This window comes from Rubripirellula reticaptiva (assembly GCF_007860175.1).
Lineage (GTDB): Bacteria > Planctomycetota > Planctomycetia > Pirellulales > Pirellulaceae > Rubripirellula > Rubripirellula reticaptiva.
Map to the genome: position 1 here is coordinate 620,671 of NZ_SJPX01000004.1, position 20,148 is coordinate 640,818.

The window sequence follows — 20,148 nt, forward strand, 5'->3', positions numbered from 1 at the left end:
TCAAATGAGTGAATCGACTCCGAATGAAGTTGAAATCGAATTCGACTTCGAGGGCTGGGGCGACGTCCGTCCGGCACGCCGAAACGATGAAAGTCGCAGCGTGAAGCGATCGCCACTGTCGCCGAAGTTGACTCTTCGAAAGGGAATTAGTAGCCCCACGAAAGACTGGCTGGCACTCAATGCGGTTTGGATCTTTTCTGTTTCCTTCGCAACGCTGAGCGTCTGCGGATGGCTTTTTAACTTTCTCATGAACCCTCTCTAGACAACGGACCAACTTGACCTTGTCCACTCAAAACCCTTTTCATCGGGAGACACAAGAATGCAAAATCTTTCCGCGATGCTCTTTTGCATCGTTACCACATTAATGGCCGTCTCTGTCGGCCTATCGCTTTGGTGCGAAACGGTTGAAACCACGGATCCAAAGACTCATACGGACTCGCTGTTTTCGGTCTGTGAACATTGCAAGATCCAGTATCTCGCAGAGTTGGAAAACCCAAAGCAGTTTGTCGCTCGCACTCGATTGGTCGCACATATGTCGGGTTATGTCAGCGCAATGAGCTTCGTCGCCTTATTTCTCGTTTCAGCCAGTCAGCTGATCGAGCTCTGTTTCACCACCGCGATCAAAACGCTGATTTCGTTCACGCCAGCTCGGATCGCAAAATTGCGGGCAACACAATTTCCTAAAACGAGGCAAACGCCATGAACAATCTATATCACCTCATCTGCGAAAACTCCACTCGCCCGGATCTAGCAAGGTCGGTGTTGGATCAACTCGCTGAAACAAGTGACTTTGATCTGGGGACGCAAGCGAGATCACTGACGGACACACAATTTAGAACGGTCGCCGATTGGATTGTCAGCGAGGTTCTGGATAGCGCGAAGTTCAACGCAATCTTTACGGGTGCGTTGTTTCATATGTTTCTGACTGCGACCCAATATGGAGGTCGCGGTGAGTTAGTCGCAGAATTTGAGACAAAGGTGAAGATCTCTCGATCTCAGCTCTACCGACTCAAAGACATTCACTTGTCATTTGGGCGTTTGCTCATCAAAGAGCCCGGTCTACGCCATCGATTCCCGATGGAGTCATTCAAGCTGCTTTCATCTTCGGGTACTGAGCAAGCAGCAAGAGACGAAGCAACCGAATTGGCTCGGAAGGGTCAGGCAGTCACGATCAAAAAGGCAAGGGAAATCATCGCAAAGCACTCTTTGCCGAAAGATCCCGCCGACCATGGGGAACGACCTTCATGCGACGTCGGGCTGCTTGCCAATTCCGAAGAAACGCTTGTCGTAGAAGCTCCGGTCGCGTCTGGCGTCCTCTGGCGTTACTGCGACCGACTCGTTCGCGTGATCATCGAACCGGCTTCCAAAAGAGCTGTCGACCTCGACGCGATGATCTACGCCCTACGCGAAGCACTCAGGCGAATTGAAGGTGAACGAATAAGTGATGGTAACTCTCCAATCCAGGACTCGAACGAGGAGCAATACGCCGATGTGGGATAAACTTGATAGTTTCGACAATGTTCTCCCTGTCGAACAGCCAGGGGGCGAAAGGGCTGTTCCCGAACAGCCGCCGCGTCGCCGCAAACCATTGAAAGATGTGCTGCAGTTCTGGGCACTCAACGCGGTGCTCGGTTCGATCATCGCGGTTGTTTACCTCAGTGTCGGAGCAGCCGGCATCACGGAAGTGCTGCCCATCACTCAGCAGCGACTGCACCAATTGCCGATTCCGGCGATTGAGCGATTACAGAACTATAGCGGCTGGAACCGCGTTTCACTCGCATTGATTTTTGCGGCGGGGCTTTGCCTGGCTGTGTCGTTGCTGTGGATCCGGATATTCGCTTGCTTGCAAGATGCTGGATCGCTCACCCGCAAACGCCGCGATCAGCCCGTGTTGTTCTATTTGCACACCTTCATTTGCGCGACGGTGATTGGCGTGGACAGCGCGTTGTTTTTCATTGGGCTGTCAACCTCAACCGTCGGCTGGGCGGACACCCCAATCTACGTACCGATTCTCGCCACGCTTCTCTTCACCGCATCGTTGGCTCTCTGGGGGAGCTGGCACTGCGATTACAAAAACTCCACGAAGGTTTAAGGCTGCACGATGTCAATTCGACCAAGAACACCGACGCTTCATTTCCAATTGCCCCTGCTGGCGGCGATCGCCTTCATCGGCGGGTGCATTCCAAGTGCTAACGTTTTGGCGCCACCGCCCTTCGAAACCGAGGAACTCGACTCGGTTCTCGCGGTCAGCGTGGACCTATCCGGTTCATTTGCGAATCGCTTCAGCGAACAAGCTTATCCGCTTTTGCTCGATGTAACGGATCGATTTTTCCGCACGGGCATGGGGCAAGACAACCGCGTGGTGCTCTCTCAAATGAGTGGCAACAGCCGGGTGGTCTTATTCGATGGCACTGCGTCCGAACTGAGAAGTCGCTTCGCATCACCAGAAGAGCTTGCCGGCTTCCTTCGATTGAAGTCACAACCAGAGCGATCACCCATCTTCGATGCCACCCGTGAAACGATCGACTATGTCGTCGGGATTGACGGCATTGGAGACAGCACTCGTGTGCTCACGGTAATCCTGAGCGACATGCGTGAATCCGAGTCGGACCAATCCAAACGCACAACGCAGGGACGGAAGATGCTGGAATCACTCAAACGGTATCGAGAGCAGGGCGGGGCCATCGCCTGCTATTGCGTCGACCAGAACGAGACTCAGCGGTGGCGCCGAATCTTCGATCTAGCTGGATTCGACCCCGGCTACTCGTTGATCTCGAATGACCTGGTGGAGAACCCAACGTTACCCATCTTTGACTGAAAACTGAAACGAATCAAGTCGGCAATTGGAAACAAAGAACGATCAAACGAAAGAGCTCAACCATGCTAAAACCCTATCACTGCGTGAGCGTTCCAAGGTGGCCGCAAATGCAATTCGACGCATCCAAAAGGCGAGCTTACCTTTCAGTGCGATACGCAGACTGGCGATCGCACGCCAGAGGCTGCCGTTGCACTGAGATACTCGTTTGCCTTGGATATGTCGCGTGCGGTTGGCTCGCTTACCAAGCCGTGCCGATATATGCCGAAATTCAGGCGACTTTGCTTGGGTGGATGGTCGTCTGGGGTGTTTCGGCCACCTGCATGAGAACGTCATTTCGATTGCTTCTACCGAAGTTTCTCGCTCGTCGCATCTTTGGCACTCGGCTCCGCGTGTGGATGACACCCACAGCGATCGCGATCGACAGCCGGCTTTACGAGAAGCCCTTCCGGGTGCCTCGGCAGTGGTCGGGCACGCCACTGAATTTGCAATTCATCAGCGCGGAAGACCCTGAGGACACAGAGCACCGACATCGCAGCGGTCCCAAGACAGGGGAACGGCAGATCTTCCAAGAGGAATCAAAATTGATCCAACTCCTCATTCGGTCGCCCGACCAGCCCCGCGGCTCCGAATACAACGACTCGGAATGTGCGATGCGTTGCTATCCCGTGGCGTCGGTTCGACAGCGTGACGTGTCAAAATTCACGATCGTTCTCAATACAGCAAGTCGAATGACACTGGGTCCAAATCATTTCGACGACGTGTCCAAGTGGACGCAGGGAGTTGACATCGACATTCCCGAGCCCCGTGAAAGGAACATCTAAAATGCTGTTGACGATCAAAGACGTCGCGAAACGATTGAACATCAGCCTCAGCAAAGCCTATGCAATCGTCTCGCAGGGTGATCTTCCATCCTATCAAATTGGCAGCGCCCGTCGCGTGGCAGAGGATGACTTGAAGGACTACCTGGAAGGTTGCCGAACGGAGCACCAACGTCTGCCCGAAGCGGTCAAGCGACACTTTTAACCCATAAGCAGAAACACGATATGAGCAAAAACGGATCATCACCGAACGGCCCCAGCCACACAAAATCGTTCAACCAGAGAGCGGCCAAGCCGAGAGTGACGTTGCGACGTGACTTTGCCCGGGCCGCAACCCCGGCGTCGGCGAAGCCGGCATTTGCAAAAGCGTCCAAGCAAGAAGCAAAGACATTCTCGATGCCAACACTCGAATTGACACCGCGTGGGGCTCGTACGCTACCAAAGAAACAACGAACTCGCGCGATCGCATCAGTCGACGCGAAGAAACTTCCAAAAGTGATGCCGGAGAGGGCGAGACCACGTCTCGATCAATTCAATCGGAAGGCGATGGGACGACACTCACTTCAAGTCGCAAAGAGCAAGGAACGAGACAGTGGACAACGAGAACGATAAAACACTTGCGCAACGAGGACACGGCGCGTTAGGTTGCGATGTGACCTACAGTGAAAACGAGATTGAAGCAATGTTGGCTCCGCAGACGCGGATCATTGCTGATGCCAAAGGCAAAGAAATTAAGCTTGAACAATCGGTTCTGTTTTGGACGATGTTCGACACGCTGATCCAGGAATGGTCTTTCACTCCAGCTCAGTTGATTGGCTACGGTTACGATACCACCCAGGAATTTGGACTACCCTTTTCCCTGGCCATCCAAGATGCAGTGTCTCACCTGTACAAAGACTGGACCGCGCCGGACGAGCAGGGGAGTTACTCGGCGATCTAGAACGGATCGTATCGCCCTTGCAGGAAAGCGGCTTTGTCGTAAAACGCCTGTTGCAAAATCATCGGATGAAAACCAGGCCGTAAAATCAACTGCCGTAGTTTTGCATCGTCTCGGGCGAAGAACATCCCGACTTCTGCCGGCGTCATCAGCGGCGTGGAATCGATCGACCAGTTCTTGCCCGATTGAGCGTCATTGGCCACCTGGGAAAACGTCGTCGCGGTACTCGAAGATTTTGCGGTCAAGCTATCGCCCATTCGCTTCGACACATACGACAATGTCGTCTGATCATTGCCACCGAAGACTTGCATCACGCCACAGTTGGCGATGAAGGTCTCCCAGGAACCCGGGTACTTATCTTTCAGCTGATTGAGATCTTGCACGACGATCAACAGTTTGACTCCGAGGCCAGCCAGTTGCGCGATTGCGACTTCAATGCATTCGAGCCGTTGCAACGCAGCAAACTCTTCCAAGAAAAACACGGTTTGATTTCCAACCGATTGTTTCTCTTCCTCACAGGCGGCGATCGAAAGCTGAACGATCATTCGCTGATACCCACTCATCGTTTCGCCTCGCATCGCGGGGATGCTTGAATAGATCGATAGCGATCCACTTTTCAAGCGGCGAGGGTCAACGGATGGACCGGTCAACACATCCTGCACGCACTCAATCCCGATAAAAGACAAGTGCTTCCGCAAGTTCGACAGAACCCCAAAAAATTCCTGCCCCGTACGATCATAGAAAGCCCTCGCTGACGCGCGGACGGTACCGCCGCCCGCGTCATTGTCCATCATTTCGATTTCGAGCGTGTAACTGTTCGGATCATCGTTGGAAGGTTCGGCCAGACGGAATGCGAGTTCCCAAACGGTGACGAGGTTGCGTCGACCTTCGTATCGGGCGTGCGTGGCAACGTGAGCGCAGAGACCGCTCAAAATATCGCGAGCACAGTCATTCCAGTGCGGGTCCTTGCTTCGCTGTGAGTCCGGTATCAGCGAACTGGCGATGAGCAACGCATTCGGAACGAACGAAAATCGATCCGACCGCGAGAGCATCTCGATCGGATTAAAACCAACCCGGTATTTACGGGTGCCTTCTCCGGAGCACTCAAAGGGATCAATGACGGCGACATCTTGCCCCAAACCTTCTGCACGCCATCGGCAGGTGGCTTTCGCGAGATCTCCTTTGGGATCAATCACGAGCGTCGACGTTTCTTTTGGAAGCATAATCAAGTTCGGCACAAGCACCGATCGCCCTTTGCCGGCACGGCTTCCCGCGACGAGAAGGTGGTGGCGATCATCAGCAACGCCAATAGGGAAACCGCCAACGACCCATCGCGTCGCTCGACCGTCGGGTAGTCGATCACCTATCGAGATCGAGCCGCCGACTACACCGAGAAAGATCTTCGATTCATGATTACCTTCGACGTCAAACCGAAGCGACTTCGTCGAGACGATATTCTGAGGGAGCTCAAAGTGCGCATTGGGCGGCCGCCCGACATCGTCAGGTCCACGACCGCGAGGCAAATCGCCGAGGATTTCGTTGAGTGCTTTGAACTGGTCGATGTCTTCGGTTCTCTCAAATTGGCCGGTCTTAACGCCTCCGAGCAATCCAATAAGATAGCAAACCTTGACGCTAGCCTGTCGCGGTGACCTCGAGCGCGACGTGGTCTCCCGGACCCGGCAACCAAAAACACTAGACCGTCTGAATTCTCCTACCAAAAGACAATCCGGGCATCCGGCGTCGGCCGCCGGTGCATCGAACAGAATGGTGAAAACCCGTATCGGTGTTCTGCACCTCCTGCAGTTTGAGATCGCCCAACCTGCTGAGGTTGGTCCAACTGACGGCACTTGGATCAACCTCTAAGTCGCATCGGTCGACCTGACCGATGCGGCGAATGACCGGGCCATTCACAACCTCGCAGTCTCCGCTTCGAATTCCATTCCCGCAACTTCTCTGGGACATAAAACGGTTCCCAGACCCGGAAGTAAAGAAAAGGTCGGCATGAATTTCATGCCGGCCTTTTTTCGTTTTTACCCAGCAAATCGCGTTGTTTCCGCGTTCTCGCGTCGCCGGCGGCGTTCTTCGTTTCTTGGCAAGCCGAGATAACCCGACGACCTCGGGGTTATGAGATCAGGGTAATTTGGCCGAATTTCTTGACTTCTTCGTTTCTCTGTTGCTCCGGGTTAAGAGCTGTCCGACTCCCTGGGGTCGAAGCGGATTCGAAAAGGATTCATACGGCAAGTTGTTGGGTTTTCGAGCGATTCTCACGGGAGGGGGTGGCCGCTAGCTTGTTTTGCGGGAGAGAAATCGAGAACGCTGGGTAACGCGATTTGGAGAAAGAGAGAACCAAACGAGGGATGGGGCGTGCCGGCAGCGATCGTCTTGGGAAGCTTGGCATTGGGAATGGCGATTCCTTGCTTGGACCAAGCAAGTTGTTGAGCGGTGTCGGCGGCGGATCAATCTCTCGCGATTGTCAGGTCGCTGCCGTGCTGGCTCATGAAATTGGTCATGTCATTCATCGCCACGGTGCTCAGCGGATGGCGAAAGAACAATTCAAGCAGCGAGTCGCGGGAGCGTAAAGCATCGCGGCCGACGATGAGGAACTGGGTGCGGCCACGGTGCTGGTCGGCGACCTGCTCGATCTGCCGTACGGTCGAAAGCAGGAACTGCAAAGCGACTCTTAGGGCGTCGGTTTGATGATGGGCGCTGGTTACGATCCTGACGCGATGATCGAGTTGCTTAATTCATTGATGCAAGCCGGTGGTCGTGCGGGTCCAGAATTTCTGCAGTCGCATCCGCATCCGCATCCCGCAAAACGTCAAGAAGCTCTTTGGGAATTGATCGAAAGGGCTGTCGAAAACGGCAGGGGAAACGGATCTCTGAAATGGTATGCCAGTTGCTATTAGGTGTCGTTACACGGATGCCATCAACGCAACGGAATGCTTCTAAATAGCAGGACAACCATGAACGAAGCCAAACAACCGTCACAGCCTGGTAGCAACGCGGAGAAAGATCCGGACAATTGGGTGACTGGCGACGAAAAGATGACTGACGCTCAGGCGAGCTACTTGAAAACGCTTTGCGAGGAAGCCGACGAGTCTTTCGACGAGAGTCTGTCGAAGGCGGACGCGTCGAAGCGGATTGAAGAGCTCCAAGAGCAAACCGGTCGCGGCGTCGATTCATGAGTTTAGGTTTGTCTTCAACATGAACATCGTTGAAGAATTCAAGAAGTTCGCCTTGCGCGGCAACATGGTTGATCTGGCGATCGGCTTCACCGTCGGTGCCGCGTTCATGTCGGTGGTGAAGTCGCTGGTCGATGACATAATCATGCCTCCGATCGGATTTCTTTGACGTGCTCGTACTGGCCCCCGTCTTTGTCGCTCCACTGTGGCATGATCATCGCCTTGGGTCGTGGTGCCGCGACGTCCAGTGATCAGGCCAATCACAAGCAGCACAAGGAAGACGACGAAAAGTATCTTGGCGATCATTGCAGCGGTGCCGCCGAGGATGCCAAAACCAAGTGCACCGGCAATCAAAGCGATAATTAAACGTCAAAGCCCAACCCAGCATGGTCATCTACAGGAAAGTTCACCTAGTCGCGGGCGGCGGATGCGTTAATCCAGACCTCGCGGTCGCGGTTCATTCGACGCCACGGCTTCAAACGTGACGTAAGTTTTGTTCCAAACCGAAAAGGCCAGCCGTCGTTCGTTACAGAGTGGTTAGGTTTTGAATCGCGAGCTGCAGTTCATGAACGTGAACCGGTTTGGTGACAAACGAATCGGCACCCTGGTCCAGCACATGGTTCAACGAGATGGTTTCGCTACGAGAGCTGCAGACAATGATGGGGACGTGACGCAGGGATTGATTGTCGGACCCGCGAATGGCGTCGATCAAATCAAAGCCGTTGCCGCCCGGCATTTCTAAATCGGTGACGATCAAATCGGGTTGTTGTTCATTGGCAAGTTGCAACGCTTCTCGCCCGTCCTTGGCTACTCGAATATGATGCCCGGCGGCGGTGAGGCATCGACGCAGCAGCAATCGTTGCGAGCGATTGTCGTCTGCCGCGATGATTTCCAGCGTTTGCGGTCGTTGACCGTCGGTCATTTCATAACGGCACATGATCCGCCTCCTTGTCCTCGTGCGAGTAGCAACTGCTATACCAGAACCTTTGCCGTCATGATGAACTGCATTGGAAGTCTGGCTGTGTCCACTACGAGATGACTTGGCATACATGCTGGATCATGGCAACGAACGGTTTGCTATCCAGCGGCTTGGTCGGTTAATCCATCGTCAGTTCGTCGACCAACTCCACCAAACGCTTCGCATCGATTGGCTTGCTGAGGTAGTCGTTGCAGCCAGCGTTGAGACATTCATTCATGTCGCCTTGCATGGCGTCGGCGGTCAAGGCGATGATTGGCCCGTCGTAGCCCAGACGCCGCAATTGTCGAGCGGTTCCGTAGCCGTCGAGGTTGGGCATTTGCATGTCGAGCAAGATCAGATCAGGGCAGTGGCCCTTCTTTAGACAATCGGTCATGTGTTCGACCGCCAGTTGTCCGTCTTCGCATTCGTCAACCGTCGCGCCGGCTTTGGTCAGTAGCCGTTTAGATAAGAACCGTATGTCGCGTCGATCGTCGACGACCAGAACGTGGCAAGCGAGCCGTGGTGCGTCTGCCTTACTTTGACCGCCGATCTCGGTGTCGGCCGAAGAAGGAGTGTGATGGCCGGTAAGTTCGATTTGCTTATAATCGACGAATTCCAAGTCTGTTAGATCGCCAGTTGAAATCGAAACGGTGAAGGTGCTGCCGACGCCGTAAGTGCTGCTGACCTGGACCTTGCCGCCGAGCATTTCGGCGAGTCGCTGACTGATCGCCAGCCCCAAACCGGTGCCGCCGAAATCTCGAGCGGTGGTGGTGTCGCCCTGCGAAAACGGTTTGAACAATCTCTCTTGTTGCTCGTCGCTCATGCCGATGCCGGTGTCGATGACATCGAAGTGCAACTCGCCGGTGCGGGACGGAGCGGATTGCCCGGACATCTGACGAGAGTCTTTTGAATCGTTCCCGCTAAGATCTTCGTATCGAACACGAATTTTGACCCTTCCTTCGCGAGTGAACTTGATCGCGTTGCCGACGAGATTGATGAGAATTTGCTTCAAGCGTTTCGCGTCTGACTGGATGATCTTGGGCAGTTTGCCGTCGTACTCGACTTGCAGTTCGAGTTTGCTTTCATGTGCCCGGACTTCCATGATGCTGCGCACATCCTCAATCACTCGGACCGGTTGAAAACGTTCACATTCGATGTCCAACTTGCCGGCTTCGATCTTCGACAAGTCCAAGATGTCGTTAATGATTTCGAGCAAGTAATCGCCGTTGCGTCGGATGGTTTGCAAGTGGCCGTTCGCTTCGGGGTGATCGATCAAGTCACGAACCAATTCGGCGTAACCCAGGATCGCGGTCATCGGTGTGCGGATCTCGTGGGACATATTCGCCACGAACGCGCTCTTAGATTGATTGGCAGCTTCTGCTTGTCGGCGGGCCGTTTCCAATTCATCCTGATAGGCATGACGCTGGGTCACGTCCATCTCGACGCCCACCATTCGGACCGGACCATCGTTGTCATCCGTTGTTAGATGAGCCATCGAAAGCACCCAGCGATACGATCCGTCAGCTCGTTGCATCCGAAATTCTGATTGATAGGTTGACCCTGTTTCCAGCGTTTCGTTGATTCGGCTTTGTACCGAATCACGATCGTCTGGATGCACAAGTTTTAGGAAATCCGCGAAGCAACCGAACGATTCTTCCTGCGGCATTTGCTGCCGCTGGTACAGCTCGTTGGTCCAATAAATTTGATCATTGACGACATCCCATTCCCACAGTGACAACTCGGCCGCACCCATTGCCAGACGCAACCGTTGTTCACCGCGACGAATCCGATCGGTGGCTTCACGAACTTCCGTCACGTCCCAGTTCAAACCGACCAATCGAGCGGCTCGCCCGTTTTCAGCAGGCAGCATTTGGCCATTGCCCGCAAACCAACGAATGCTACCGTCGGGTTTGCGGATGCGGTATTCGGTTCGATAAACCTGAGGCTCATTGCTAGGCTTCGGAGTTGCCGCTTCCAACATAGCTCGATCGTCGGGATGGATCAGATCGAAGAAGGTTTTGCCAACTTTTTCAGCATCTTCTGAAACGCCTAATGCGGCCATCCACTGGGAGTCCCAGTCGGCACGGTCCGATTCAGGTTCCCACCAAAACGATCCCATTTTCGCCGCTTCCATCGCCATCTCGAGTCGTTTGCGGCTGTCGACGATTTCCAGCTCCGATAACTTGCGATCCGTGATATCAACCGCAACCAACGTTCCTGAGACCGGGCGACGAGCTTGCTCGCCGGACTTTTTTCTCACGCGGGTAAATTGCACCTGCTTGCGTACGTACAACCATCGCTGACTTCCATCGGGTAGAGTAATTCGATGCTCCAGGTTAATCGTTCCATCGCTACTTGGTTGGATGCACTCGTCGATGCGTCGCAACAATTCGTCGCGATCATCGACATGAAACGTGTCGTGAAGTTGCTCGCGAGTGACCGTCATTGCCTTGTCACCCAAGCCGTACATGCGAGCAGCTTCGGCGGACAGATCGATCGTGTTGCTGCGATAGTCGAGCTCGGCCAACGCGAACCGTCCGATTTCCATTCCCAATTGCAACTTCGCTTCCGAAGCTTTGACGATTTGATCCCGTTCGGCGCGTTCGATTTTCAGATAAACCAATTCAGCTAGCTCGTTCAAGAACTGCATTTCATCATCGCGCCAAACGTACGGCCGCGATTTCGCGACCACCAATTTCCGTGGAAAATTGGCGTTCGGCTCGAACCTGCCTTCGGCCAGCGCGATAATTTTCAATTGAACGAATTGATCGATCTGTTCATCGCTACGATGAGTCTGACGAAGATCATTAAGCCGAAGCGAACGACCGCTCAATTGTTCTTCGATCTCGTTGTCGGTGAGAAAGTTCGACAACTTGTGTTTGCCAACCAGTGGCGTAAGGTCGCCATCGTGTTTTTCGGCCTCGACGAGAGCGGTCAACTCTTCCAAATTGTATTCGGCGAGATAGCATCGCGAAGCGGCAAAATATCCTGCAATGCTGTTGACCGCGGTTTGTTTGATCTCCGGCGGTTCATCCAGTACGCTTAGCTTCGACAACAACTCGGCACGGAACTTCGCGTAATCTTCGCGACGCCGATCATTGGTAATATCGAGGTTGAGGCCGTGGAAATCTTCGAACTCTCCCGTTTCCGATACACGAACACGGGCCAGCGAACGCATGTAACGAAGTTCATCGTTGGGCAAGCGGATCGCGAACTCTTGAATGTAGTCCGTTTGGTTTGCAAGCGAATCATTGACCGCATCCGCAACCGATTTGCGATATTCCGGTTCGATTCGAGCGAGTAATTCTTCGAGGGTGGTCGGATGATCGGCATCGAAGCCGAACATGGCGTTGATGCTGGGGTTGGGACGAATTGAGTTCGTTTCGATGTTCCAGTTCCATGTCGCAATGTTGGCCGCCGCCATCGAGGAATCGAGCCGTTCCTTCGCGATCTCCAACTCACGTTCAGCAATCTTTCGGTCGAAGATATCCAACCCCGATGGAATCATGTATTCGACGTTGCCGTCGGCGTCGAGGATCGGGCTTAACATAAAGTCGACTTCACGAATTTCGCCATCGAGCGACTGATAGCGGATGTCTTCGCGAGCGATCTCGCCCTGTTGAGCTCGCGAGATCATGCCACGAAGTTGGTCCTGAACTGCGGAATCAAAGTTCCACCAGTAAGTCTCGGGGAAATCTTTGCCGATAAGGTCTTCGCGATTGAGTTTGGTGATCGCCAATGCGGTCGCATTGCACTCGACCATGCGGCCGTCGCGATCGAGTACGCCGACAAAGCCAACGGTGTTGTCGATGATACGTCGCGCATGAGCTTCACGATCGGCTAGTTCGAGTTCATACGATTTTCGGTCCGTGATGTCACTGTTTACGCCATAGACCTTCACCACGTCACCCGATTCGTCTCGCTCGATCCTTCCGCGGCCTTCAATCCAAATCGTTCGTCCATCGGTCGGTCGAATGACTCGGAATTGCGATCGGTGCTGCGTTGCCCCCGTGTCGAACTCTTCGTGTACACGCTGACGGGCTGCTTCGCGGTCGTCGGGATGGACGAGATCGAAAAATGTTTCCGGGGTCAGAACAAATGATTCGGGGTCACAGCCATAGACTTCGTATGTCTGAGCGGACCACTCCAAAACATTCTGTTGGACGAACCAATCGAACGCACCCATCCTGCCGCCAGACATGGCGAGCTGTAAACGCTGATCACGCTCGGCAAGTTTCGTATTGAACTCACGTTGCTCGGTGATATCACGGGACACCGAAACAAATGTCTCAATCCGATCGTCGCCGGATTTCACCGGTGTGACGATCACGTCCCACCATTTCGGCGTGCCCTTCGCAGTCGGACAGAACGCTTGAAAACGTCCCTTGCCATTTTGCTTAGCTTGTTCGACCGCTTCTTTCACCAAGTGTCGATTGTTTTCGGGCCATAGCGACCACCAGGGTTGACCTCGCAATGCATCGAAATCTTCGATCTCCATCTGGCACATTCCAGCCGCGTTCATCATTTGCAGACCGCACTCTCCGTCGAGTACCTTGACGCAATCAGGACTGCTTTCGAGCACGGTGCGTGCGAATTTTTCCGACGCGACGAGATCAGTCTCTCGCTGTTTCTGGTCGGTGATGTCACGAACCTCGATCACCGTCGAAACTGGGACTCCGTTCTCAAAGATTGGACTTGCCGCACACAAAACGGGGAACGTGCTGCCGTCTTTGCGAAAGAACAGATCCTCGTGCGCGCGAACCGAAAAATCCTCCGGTAACGCTCGATCGATCGGGCTTTTATCCATTGGGTAGGGGCGACCATCGGGATAGTGATGATGAACGAGATCGTGAAGCGGCATCGACCGAATTTCTTTGTCATCGAACCCGGTCATGTCGAGCCACGCTTGATTGCAGTAGATGACAAACCCTCGCTCGTCCATCATCACCAGTCCATGAGTGGAGTTTTCCGCGATGGTCCGCACGAGTCGTTCGCTGTTGCGACGATCACGGATGTCGACACCCGAAGGAATCAAATACTCAATGTCGCCGTGTTCGTCTCGAACGGGTGCGAGCATGAAATCGATGTAGACGCCGTCGTCTCCGTGCGCGAACAACGAAACGTCGAATCGGACGACTTCTCCGCCGAAGGCACGATCCATCGCATCTCGGATCTGTTTCGATACCGCTTGGTCGTACGACCACCAGGCTGCCTCGGCGAAGGGCTTGCCGATCACGTCCTCACGGCGAGTCTTGGCGATCTGCAGCGATCGATCATCGACCTCGACCAAATTGCCTTCTCGGTCAATCACGCCGACGAGTCCGAGTTGATGGTTGATGACCCGGCGAAGGTGGGCTTCGCGTTCCATCAACAATTTTTGACCACGCTGCAATTCCGTAACATCGGCGAAGGTGACGACGAACCCGTCACGCTGATCGTCGTTGGTCGTGTAGGGATGAATTCGGCGGGCGTAAAAGCTACCGTTGTCTGCCTCGACGACGTCTTCGGACCTAAACGACGCCGCCGGTCTGCCAGAATCCGAAACGATCGACGGTATCTGATCGACTGGCGGTAGCGGCGGCATGTCCTTGACCTTGGGCAAGAACATCGACAGCGGGCGACCGATGTCGGTCGGGATCAAGTCATAAATTGCCGTGATGGCCGGAGTGAAACTGCGAATACGAAATTCATGGTCGAGAAACACCGTCGCGATTTGCGTGCTCTTGATCAGGTTTTGCAGGTCGTCGTTAGCGCGAGCGACGGCGTCACTACTGGCTCGGATCTCTTCCTTGCTGGTTTCAAGTTCTTCGTTCGCCGATTGAAGCTCTTCGTTCATCGACAACAGTTCTTCGTTGGATGACTTCAATTCTTCGTTGGTCGCCTCCATGTCCTGCAACGATTTGTCGAGATCCTGCCGGGTCGTTTCCAGTTCCAATTCCATTTGGGCGATCAATGAATCAGATTCATCGTTGTGAATGACCGCATCGATGTCAGCTGCGTCACGATCGACCGGCAAGCCGACGTCATGAAAGACGACCATGTACAGCGGATCGTCTTCGCCCAGTCTCGGCATTGGCTGGACCGTCACCATTACTCGCTGCACCAAGTCTCCCACACGCACGGACAGATTTTCGTGTTCGACGCGTCGCTTGGTTTGCTTCGCTTCCGAGATGGCCGCTCGCAATCCGATCCGCAGTCCGCTTGTTGCGAGTTTTAGGATGTTGGTCTGTGTTGGCCCGCCAGCGAACTTCAAGTACTTGTCGATTTTCGACGATGAAGTCAACACTTGCCCGGATTCGTCTATCACAGCCGTCTGTGGTGTGAACTCATCCAACGCGATCTTTTGCATCATCGTCGTTAGATCAACCGCCGGATCAGGCGTGTTCCGTTCCAAATTGCGAAGCGGTGTGCCCGGTCGATACGTCAGCCCGGCGGCCAATCCTACCGCCGTTCCCTTCCGTTGCGAGATTCGCACTTTGGCATCGACCGGCCGAAACAATTCGCCATGAGAAACGATGTTCTCGCTGGGACCGAGGAACAGGAAACCGGAAGGGCGCAGTGCGTAATGAAATAGCGGGATCAACTTGTTCTGCAAATGCGGACCAAGGTAGATCAGCAAGTTGCGGCACGAGATCAAGTCTTGCCGCGAGAATGGCGGATCACTAATCAGGTTGTGAGCGGAGAACAACACCAGCTCGCGAATCTCTTTGGTGACTTGGTACCGCTTGCCACGTTTGACGAAGAACCGTTTCAAACGCTCGGGCGAAACTTGGTCTTCGATGCCGACCGGATATTTGCCCTCGCGTGCGATGGCCAGTGCTCGTTCGTCGATGTCGGTCGCGAAGATTTGGACGGACGGTGACGCCTCCGATTGAGACAGCTCATCCAAAACTTCACGACATAACATCGCCATCGTGTAGGCTTCAGCGCCGTTGGCACAGCCGGCCACCCAGATGCGAACGCAATCATCCGGCCCCCGCTGATCGAGCAACTTCGGCAACACATCCCGTTTCAAAGTTGCGAAAGCTTCGGGATCGCGAAAGAACGCCGTCACGCCGATCAGCAATTCGCGAAACAGCGACTGAGCTTCGTCCTCTTGGTGCAAGATCAGGTCGACATAGTCGCTCGCCGACACGATCTTCAGCACTTGCATCCGACGTTGAACGCGGCGGACCAATGTGTTGGTTTTGTAATGTTGAAAGTTATGGTTGGTCGCTTTGAGCAACGCCTCCGAAATCATCGGGATCGCTTCTTCGATCTCACCTTGCAAACGTTTCGACGAAGTCAAATCGCCCAGCGATCTCAAATGCTCGACGTACTTCCGCACTTCCGCCGCGATCTCGCCTGGTGGCATCACGTGATCGGCCACACCGGTCGTCGCGGCACTACGTGGCATTGAATCGTACTTCGCCGACTTGCCGTCTTGAGCAAACGTCAAACCGCCTTGGTCGCTGATCGCCTTCAGACCCAACGTTCCATCGCTACCTGAACCTGAAAGCACCACGCCGATACCGCGATCGCGTTTTTCTTCGGCAACACTGTGGAAAAAATGATCGATCGGGTGCGTTGCCCGCCCTTCTTCGGCTGACGGCTGTACGTTCAGAAAGTCGTTTTGGATTTGAAGCAGCGAATGCGGCGGACAAACGTAGACCACGTCCGGCCTGATCTTCTCGCGCCCCTCGGTCAAGTCAACCACTTCCATCGTGGTGACTTTGGTCAGCAGCTCGCCCAGCAGCGATTTGCTGCTGGGATCGAGATGCTGCACGAAGATGATTGCTAGGCCAGGCGAGTCGCCCAGTCCGACCAACAGTTCCTCGAACGCTTCGAGACCGCCAGCGGAAGCACCGACCGCTAGGGTAAGGATTGGGTCTTTTCTTAAGTTTCGATCGCGTTTATCCATCGATCACGGTTTCCGAGATTGAGCTAGTCGTTGCATTATTGTCAATACTGTTCTGCTATCCAGCGGTTTGGTCGTGTATCTCGTGCAACCGATGGCCAAACAGCGGTCTCGGTCTTCTTTCATCGCGTTGGCGGTCAAGGCAATGATTGGAATCCCGCAGCCAAGTCGTCGCAGCTCGCTCGCCGCTTGGTATCCATCCATGGCCACCCTGTTCGCCAACGCCGCTCTGCAAGTAAAGATCGACCGGGCCTTGCAGGTACGTCACTCGGTCGTCAACGTTGACTATCCACACAACCATGTCGGCTTCGCGGATCAATTGTCTTTGAACAAGCGTTGCCAATTTGCCACCAGTCGATTCCGCATTTCGGCCTGAACCTCGCGAAGTGTTCAGCGGCAGCGATGGCTCGGCGTCACGTTCGGTCGGCGGTATGGCGGTCAATGCGCTGTCATGCGTCGGATCCAGGTGCTGAATGACGACAAACGCCATTGGCGGATCATCTGGCAAACTGGATAGCATTCGCATGAGTTCATCGAGTCCACCGGCAGAGGCACCAACACTCACGACCACCGGACGCTCATCGTACGGATTCCGCTTTGCATTCCAGGATGCCTGCTCTTGCGGTTGCGTTTCTTCTGAACAAGTTGCGTCGACTTCGCAATCGTTCGTTTGCTTCTCGCTCATCTGATCAAACCCGGGTCGAAGACGTATCGGATGTCCCCACACTTCCGATGTCACCACTACTATCGTCGAAATTTTCATGAATACCCTCGCGGTGAATCAGTCCACGTTCCCGCAAACGCTGCTGGATGAACTTCTTGACGTCGTCGCGTTCGTAAAATCGATAGCCGGTTAAAGGATGCCGCTTAGCAACCAATTTTCCCGTTTTATCCCAGTTGCGAAGCGTTTCAACGGTCACCCCACACATCGAAGCGACTGCACCGACCTTCAACAAACCGCTGAGCTGTCTGACTTCCTCTTCGACATTCATACCGCCAACCCCTAAACCCTGTAAAAACACAAAAGTCCCAATAGTTTATCGAACCCCGGCAGGTTCGCGAGATGGCGGTGGAAACAAGCCGTACCAGTGCAAAATCGCTAGCGTAAATACAAAAAGCCCGAGCAGCAATTCGCTGCTCAGGCTTTCGTTTTGCTGCTTTGACGAGTCTTGCTCCTCGTCGTCTTCGTGGTTCGGCGACCAGTCGTCGAGGATGCCGGGGTAGCTGGGCCAATCGTTGCCTCAGTCGCCGGGATGCACGACGGGATAGGGCGGCATGTTGGGGTAGTATTCGCAGGGATGGCCGGGTGGGAGGTTGTCGGGGGCGGAATAACCGGGCGGGACGTGGTAGGGGTGGTCCGGCGGCAGCCGCGGCCAGATGTGTGGTGGCAACGGGGACTCGATCACGACCGGTTCTTCCGGTCGCGGCGGCCAGTCGTAGTCGTCCGGCCACCACGGTGGGCGCGGACCTGGATCGGGTGTGACGGGTGGATAGTCGTCTGGCCACACCGGTGGCGCTGGTGGGAGCGGAGGCGTCAGGATGATCGGGCCGTCGGGTTCTTTTGGTTCGTACGGCGGATCGTCGCCGGGCGAATCAAAAGGCGGGACGAACGGGTACGGCTGCATCTCAGGTTCGTAGGGTCCGGGCGTGGCCATCGCATTGCACTCCGTTGCAAAGGATCGCGATGGACGAAGGCGGTGCGTTTGCTCGGGCACAAGCCGCACTGCGGGATGGCTTTGGTCTCGATGAACGTGCGAAGTTCATCGTCGGTGGCTTCGGGCGTGATCGCTTTGTAGTCCCAAAAAAGTTGCCACTGCGGGAGGTCGCGCAGATTCAGCTTCGCATTGAGGAAGAGAAGGTTCCAGGACTCAAAAGCAGTCAAGCGTGCGAGAGTCCGCATAGGGCAAGGCACCGTGAGCCGACAAAACCCGACAAGCTCATCCTGCTACAGTGGGTTTCGCCAGTTGGCTAGCGTGCACCGGCGGCCGACGCCGGCGTAGTTCCGGGCACATTTTTGCTTGCTCACTTCCGGCTAGCAGCGTTTTCGGCTTGTCGCCGCAGGTGCTCGATGTTCTGGGACAGGTGGGCGTAGTTGGATACCATTCGGGTCGATCGATGCCCCATCAGGTGCGACAGCGAAACAGTGTCGACAGAGCGGATCAGAGCGTTGGTCGCGTAGCTGTGCCTGGCCCCGTAGGCGATGCACCGGAACCCCGCTTTTTTCGAGATACGGATCATCGCTTGGACGAGGGCGTCTTTGGTGTAAGGGACTCCTTTCGTGTTTTTAAAGAGGACACCTTTCTCCTCCAAACGCGGAGCAACGATGTCTTTGGCCTCTGCGGTGAGGAAGATGACTCGCGAGTCGGTTTCGCCTTTGCTTTCGTCGGGCGGAAAAATGACGAGGTCATCGTGGACATGGCGTGCCTCAACGGTGCGACCTTCTTTCGGTCGGCACCCGGTCGACCAGAGGAAATTGATCAACGCGGCCAGTTGGGGGCTCGCGTACGACTGGATGATTTTCCACTGCTCGGGCGTGTAAACGATCTCTCGTCGCTTTCGCTTCGGTTTAACGATTTTGGGAATCGGGGATGCATGGAGGTATTCGTGCTCGACCGCCCAATTGAACATTCGCTGCACAACCGAAATGGCATCATTTTGGCTCGTCGTGACCCCGACGCCCTTCGACCAGTTCAAGACGTGGTGCTTCCTCAGGGCAGAGATTTTGAGCGTCTTACCAATCGCTCCGATGAAGCTTTTCAAGTAGAGGCGGTGATTGCTGTAGGTGCCGGCACTCCGATTTTCTTGGCACCAATCGAGGTACGACTGCGAAAGTTCGTACACGGTCGACACTTCCGCCGAGACCGCCCGGCGATTGAGCATCAATTGGTGGTACTTGTCGAACGCCGCCTCCTTCTCGGCCCCAAGCGTGGTACGTTGCCCGTCGATGGTGCAGACCCATCGCTGTTGCTGACTTTTCCAGTACGGTCGTGGTTCTCTTGGCATGGCTTCACCCTCAATGGTTCCTGAAAAGGGAACGGAAAGGGGAATACTACGCATTGCTTGCCGCAGGGAAACTTTCGGCGCACAAAAAAAGCCCGCACTTTGCGGGCTCTTTTCGAATGGACGATACAGAACTCGAATCTGTGACCTCCACGATGTCAACGTGGCGCTCTAACCAACTGAGCTAATCGTCCGTTTTGTCGGCTTGTGGCCGCCAAGGGTTAGATCGGGCATTCTGGTGGCTCGGGTTGAGCCGAGCCTTGCTGATCTGTCCGCGTAGTTTGGGGTGGAGATCTGAAATCGTCAAGATGGTTTGGTTCGGTGTTTTGAAGCGATTGTCCGGCGGGGAGACGACCGCGACATTTTGACTCCTGCGACCCGGTTGAACGGGCTGGGGTGGGGGGAGTGAATGGTTAAATCTTGCGTTTTCTGCAGTTTCACTGTTGACGCTTGCCACCCGCTCGTCGGATACTCTCGTGGTTGGGGTTGACATTTAGGTAACGTCGCCGGACAGGATTTCCTTTTCGTGCTGATGTTT

Annotated in this window: 18 protein-coding genes, 1 tRNA gene and 3 pseudogenes; 13 read left to right on the forward strand and 9 right to left on the reverse strand. The window is 54.6% G+C overall.

The features are described 5' to 3' along the window. Positions 1–4: 4 nt before the first annotated feature. The 9 genes from Poly59_RS19330 (at position 5) to Poly59_RS19370 (ending at position 4,576) form a co-directional block, all read left to right on the forward strand. Positions 5–262 carry a hypothetical protein gene (locus tag Poly59_RS19330; protein WP_146535752.1) on the forward strand — a complete coding sequence of 86 codons (258 nt, stop codon included), beginning with the start codon at positions 5–7 and terminating at the stop codon, positions 260–262. Between the two features lie 57 nt (positions 263–319). Continuing rightward, positions 320–703 carry a hypothetical protein gene (locus Poly59_RS30250; RefSeq protein WP_246151766.1) on the forward strand — a complete coding sequence of 128 codons (384 nt, stop codon included), beginning with the start codon at positions 320–322 and terminating at the stop codon, positions 701–703. After that, the gene (locus Poly59_RS19340; RefSeq protein ID WP_146535753.1) at positions 700–1,500 is read left to right on the forward strand and encodes a hypothetical protein; all 801 of its coding nucleotides are present in this window, start codon (positions 700–702) and stop codon (positions 1,498–1,500) included. The genes Poly59_RS30250 and Poly59_RS19340 overlap by 4 nt, the downstream gene beginning before the upstream one ends. Beyond that, complete coding sequence (locus tag Poly59_RS19345; protein ID WP_246151767.1) at positions 1,490–2,092, forward strand: hypothetical protein; 603 nt, start codon at positions 1,490–1,492, stop codon at positions 2,090–2,092. Before Poly59_RS19340 ends, Poly59_RS19345 begins: the two co-directional genes overlap by 11 nt. 9 nt (positions 2,093–2,101) lie before the next feature. Continuing rightward, positions 2,102–2,818 (forward strand): hypothetical protein, encoded by a 717-nt coding sequence (locus Poly59_RS19350; RefSeq protein ID WP_246151768.1) that lies wholly within the window; start codon positions 2,102–2,104, stop codon positions 2,816–2,818. A 320-nt stretch (positions 2,819–3,138) separates the two neighbouring features. Next, on the forward strand, positions 3,139–3,639 hold the full coding sequence (locus Poly59_RS19355; protein ID WP_246151769.1) for a hypothetical protein: 501 nt from the start codon (positions 3,139–3,141) through the stop codon (positions 3,637–3,639). 1 nt (position 3,640) lies between these two features. Beyond that, positions 3,641–3,841 (forward strand): helix-turn-helix domain-containing protein, encoded by a 201-nt coding sequence (locus tag Poly59_RS19360; protein ID WP_007340348.1) that lies wholly within the window; start codon positions 3,641–3,643, stop codon positions 3,839–3,841. 20 nt (positions 3,842–3,861) lie between these two features. Next, complete coding sequence (locus tag Poly59_RS19365; RefSeq protein WP_246151770.1) at positions 3,862–4,248, forward strand: hypothetical protein; 387 nt, start codon at positions 3,862–3,864, stop codon at positions 4,246–4,248. Next, positions 4,229–4,576 carry a hypothetical protein gene (locus Poly59_RS19370; RefSeq protein ID WP_246151771.1) on the forward strand — a complete coding sequence of 116 codons (348 nt, stop codon included), beginning with the start codon at positions 4,229–4,231 and terminating at the stop codon, positions 4,574–4,576. The genes Poly59_RS19365 and Poly59_RS19370 overlap by 20 nt, the downstream gene beginning before the upstream one ends. Here the strand turns inward: Poly59_RS19370 and Poly59_RS19375 are convergent. Then, on the reverse strand, positions 4,573–6,420 hold the full coding sequence (locus Poly59_RS19375; RefSeq protein WP_261343508.1) for a type IV secretory system conjugative DNA transfer family protein: 1,848 nt from the start codon (positions 6,418–6,420) through the stop codon (positions 4,573–4,575). The two genes, Poly59_RS19370 and Poly59_RS19375, sit on opposite strands and share 4 nt — an antisense overlap. Positions 6,421–6,930: 510 nt before the next feature. Between Poly59_RS19375 and Poly59_RS30730 the strand changes: the two genes are divergently transcribed. The 4 genes from Poly59_RS30730 to Poly59_RS19395 all read left to right on the forward strand — a co-directional run bounded on the left by Poly59_RS30730 (position 6,931) and on the right by Poly59_RS19395 (position 7,924). Beyond that, positions 6,931–7,152 (forward strand): M48 family metalloprotease, encoded by a 222-nt coding sequence (locus tag Poly59_RS30730; protein WP_146535756.1) that lies wholly within the window; start codon positions 6,931–6,933, stop codon positions 7,150–7,152. 117 nt (positions 7,153–7,269) lie between these two features. Beyond that, the gene (locus Poly59_RS19385; protein WP_146535757.1) at positions 7,270–7,479 is read left to right on the forward strand and encodes a M48 family metalloprotease; all 210 of its coding nucleotides are present in this window, start codon (positions 7,270–7,272) and stop codon (positions 7,477–7,479) included. Between the two features lie 57 nt (positions 7,480–7,536). Continuing rightward, positions 7,537–7,758, forward strand: coding sequence for a DUF3072 domain-containing protein (locus Poly59_RS19390; RefSeq protein WP_146535758.1), 222 nt, complete (start codon positions 7,537–7,539; stop codon positions 7,756–7,758). A gap of 19 nt (positions 7,759–7,777) precedes the next feature. Next, on the forward strand, positions 7,778–7,924 hold the full coding sequence (locus Poly59_RS19395; protein ID WP_146535759.1) for an MscL family protein: 147 nt from the start codon (positions 7,778–7,780) through the stop codon (positions 7,922–7,924). Positions 7,925–8,064: 140 nt separating this feature from the next. Here Poly59_RS19395 and Poly59_RS30795 read toward each other — a convergent pair. The 8 genes and pseudogenes from Poly59_RS30795 to Poly59_RS19470 form a co-directional block, all read right to left on the reverse strand. Next, a pseudogene (locus Poly59_RS30795) lies at positions 8,065–8,109 on the reverse strand (hypothetical protein); the annotation flags it as partial. Positions 8,110–8,281: 172 nt separating this feature from the next. Beyond that, on the reverse strand, positions 8,282–8,692 hold the full coding sequence (locus Poly59_RS19405; protein ID WP_186776395.1) for a response regulator: 411 nt from the start codon (positions 8,690–8,692) through the stop codon (positions 8,282–8,284). 160 nt (positions 8,693–8,852) lie between these two features. After that, on the reverse strand, positions 8,853–16,613 hold the full coding sequence (locus tag Poly59_RS30260; protein WP_246151773.1) for a PAS domain S-box protein: 7,761 nt from the start codon (positions 16,611–16,613) through the stop codon (positions 8,853–8,855). Between the two features lie 3 nt (positions 16,614–16,616). Continuing rightward, a pseudogene (locus Poly59_RS19445) lies at positions 16,617–16,814 on the reverse strand (response regulator); the annotation flags it as partial. A gap of 241 nt (positions 16,815–17,055) precedes the next feature. Next, positions 17,056–17,373 (reverse strand): annotated as a pseudogene (locus Poly59_RS30430) (chemotaxis protein CheB); the annotation flags it as partial. Then, positions 17,300–17,602 (reverse strand): helix-turn-helix domain-containing protein, encoded by a 303-nt coding sequence (locus tag Poly59_RS19455; protein ID WP_146535763.1) that lies wholly within the window; start codon positions 17,600–17,602, stop codon positions 17,300–17,302. The gene Poly59_RS19455 and the pseudogene Poly59_RS30430, both read right to left, overlap by 74 nt. 1,030 nt (positions 17,603–18,632) lie before the next feature. After that, a complete protein-coding gene (locus Poly59_RS19465; RefSeq protein WP_146535765.1) occupies positions 18,633–19,613 on the reverse strand; it encodes a tyrosine-type recombinase/integrase in 981 nt (326 codons plus the stop codon). Positions 19,614–19,730: 117 nt separating this feature from the next. Continuing rightward, positions 19,731–19,804 (reverse strand) — tRNA-Val (locus tag Poly59_RS19470). Between the last annotated feature and the right edge of the window lie 344 nt (positions 19,805–20,148).

Bases quoted from the DNA above. Each gene is read 5' to 3' on its own strand.
- Poly59_RS19330 (WP_146535752.1), top strand. From the start codon at position 5: ATGAGTGAATCGACTCCGAATGAAGTTGAAATCGAATTCGACTTCGAG.
- Poly59_RS30250 (WP_246151766.1), top strand. From the start codon at position 320: ATGCAAAATCTTTCCGCGATGCTCTTTTGCATCGTTACCACATTAATG.
- Poly59_RS19340 (WP_146535753.1), top strand. From the start codon at position 700: ATGAACAATCTATATCACCTCATCTGCGAAAACTCCACTCGCCCGGAT.
- Poly59_RS19345 (WP_246151767.1), top strand. From the start codon at position 1,490: ATGTGGGATAAACTTGATAGTTTCGACAATGTTCTCCCTGTCGAACAG.
- Poly59_RS19350 (WP_246151768.1), top strand. From the start codon at position 2,102: ATGTCAATTCGACCAAGAACACCGACGCTTCATTTCCAATTGCCCCTG.
- Poly59_RS19355 (WP_246151769.1), top strand. From the start codon at position 3,139: ATGAGAACGTCATTTCGATTGCTTCTACCGAAGTTTCTCGCTCGTCGC.
- Poly59_RS19360 (WP_007340348.1), top strand. From the start codon at position 3,641: ATGCTGTTGACGATCAAAGACGTCGCGAAACGATTGAACATCAGCCTC.
- Poly59_RS19365 (WP_246151770.1), top strand. From the start codon at position 3,862: ATGAGCAAAAACGGATCATCACCGAACGGCCCCAGCCACACAAAATCG.
- Poly59_RS30730 (WP_146535756.1), top strand. From the start codon at position 6,931: ATGGGGCGTGCCGGCAGCGATCGTCTTGGGAAGCTTGGCATTGGGAAT.
- Poly59_RS19385 (WP_146535757.1), top strand. From the start codon at position 7,270: ATGATGGGCGCTGGTTACGATCCTGACGCGATGATCGAGTTGCTTAAT.
- Poly59_RS19390 (WP_146535758.1), top strand. From the start codon at position 7,537: ATGAACGAAGCCAAACAACCGTCACAGCCTGGTAGCAACGCGGAGAAA.
- Poly59_RS19395 (WP_146535759.1), top strand. From the start codon at position 7,778: ATGAACATCGTTGAAGAATTCAAGAAGTTCGCCTTGCGCGGCAACATG.
- Poly59_RS19405 (WP_186776395.1), bottom strand. From the start codon at position 8,692: ATGTGCCGTTATGAAATGACCGACGGTCAACGACCGCAAACGCTGGAA.
- Poly59_RS30260 (WP_246151773.1), bottom strand. From the start codon at position 16,613: ATGGATAAACGCGATCGAAACTTAAGAAAAGACCCAATCCTTACCCTA.
- Poly59_RS19455 (WP_146535763.1), bottom strand. From the start codon at position 17,602: ATGAATGTCGAAGAGGAAGTCAGACAGCTCAGCGGTTTGTTGAAGGTC.
- Poly59_RS19465 (WP_146535765.1), bottom strand. From the start codon at position 19,613: ATGCCAAGAGAACCACGACCGTACTGGAAAAGTCAGCAACAGCGATGG.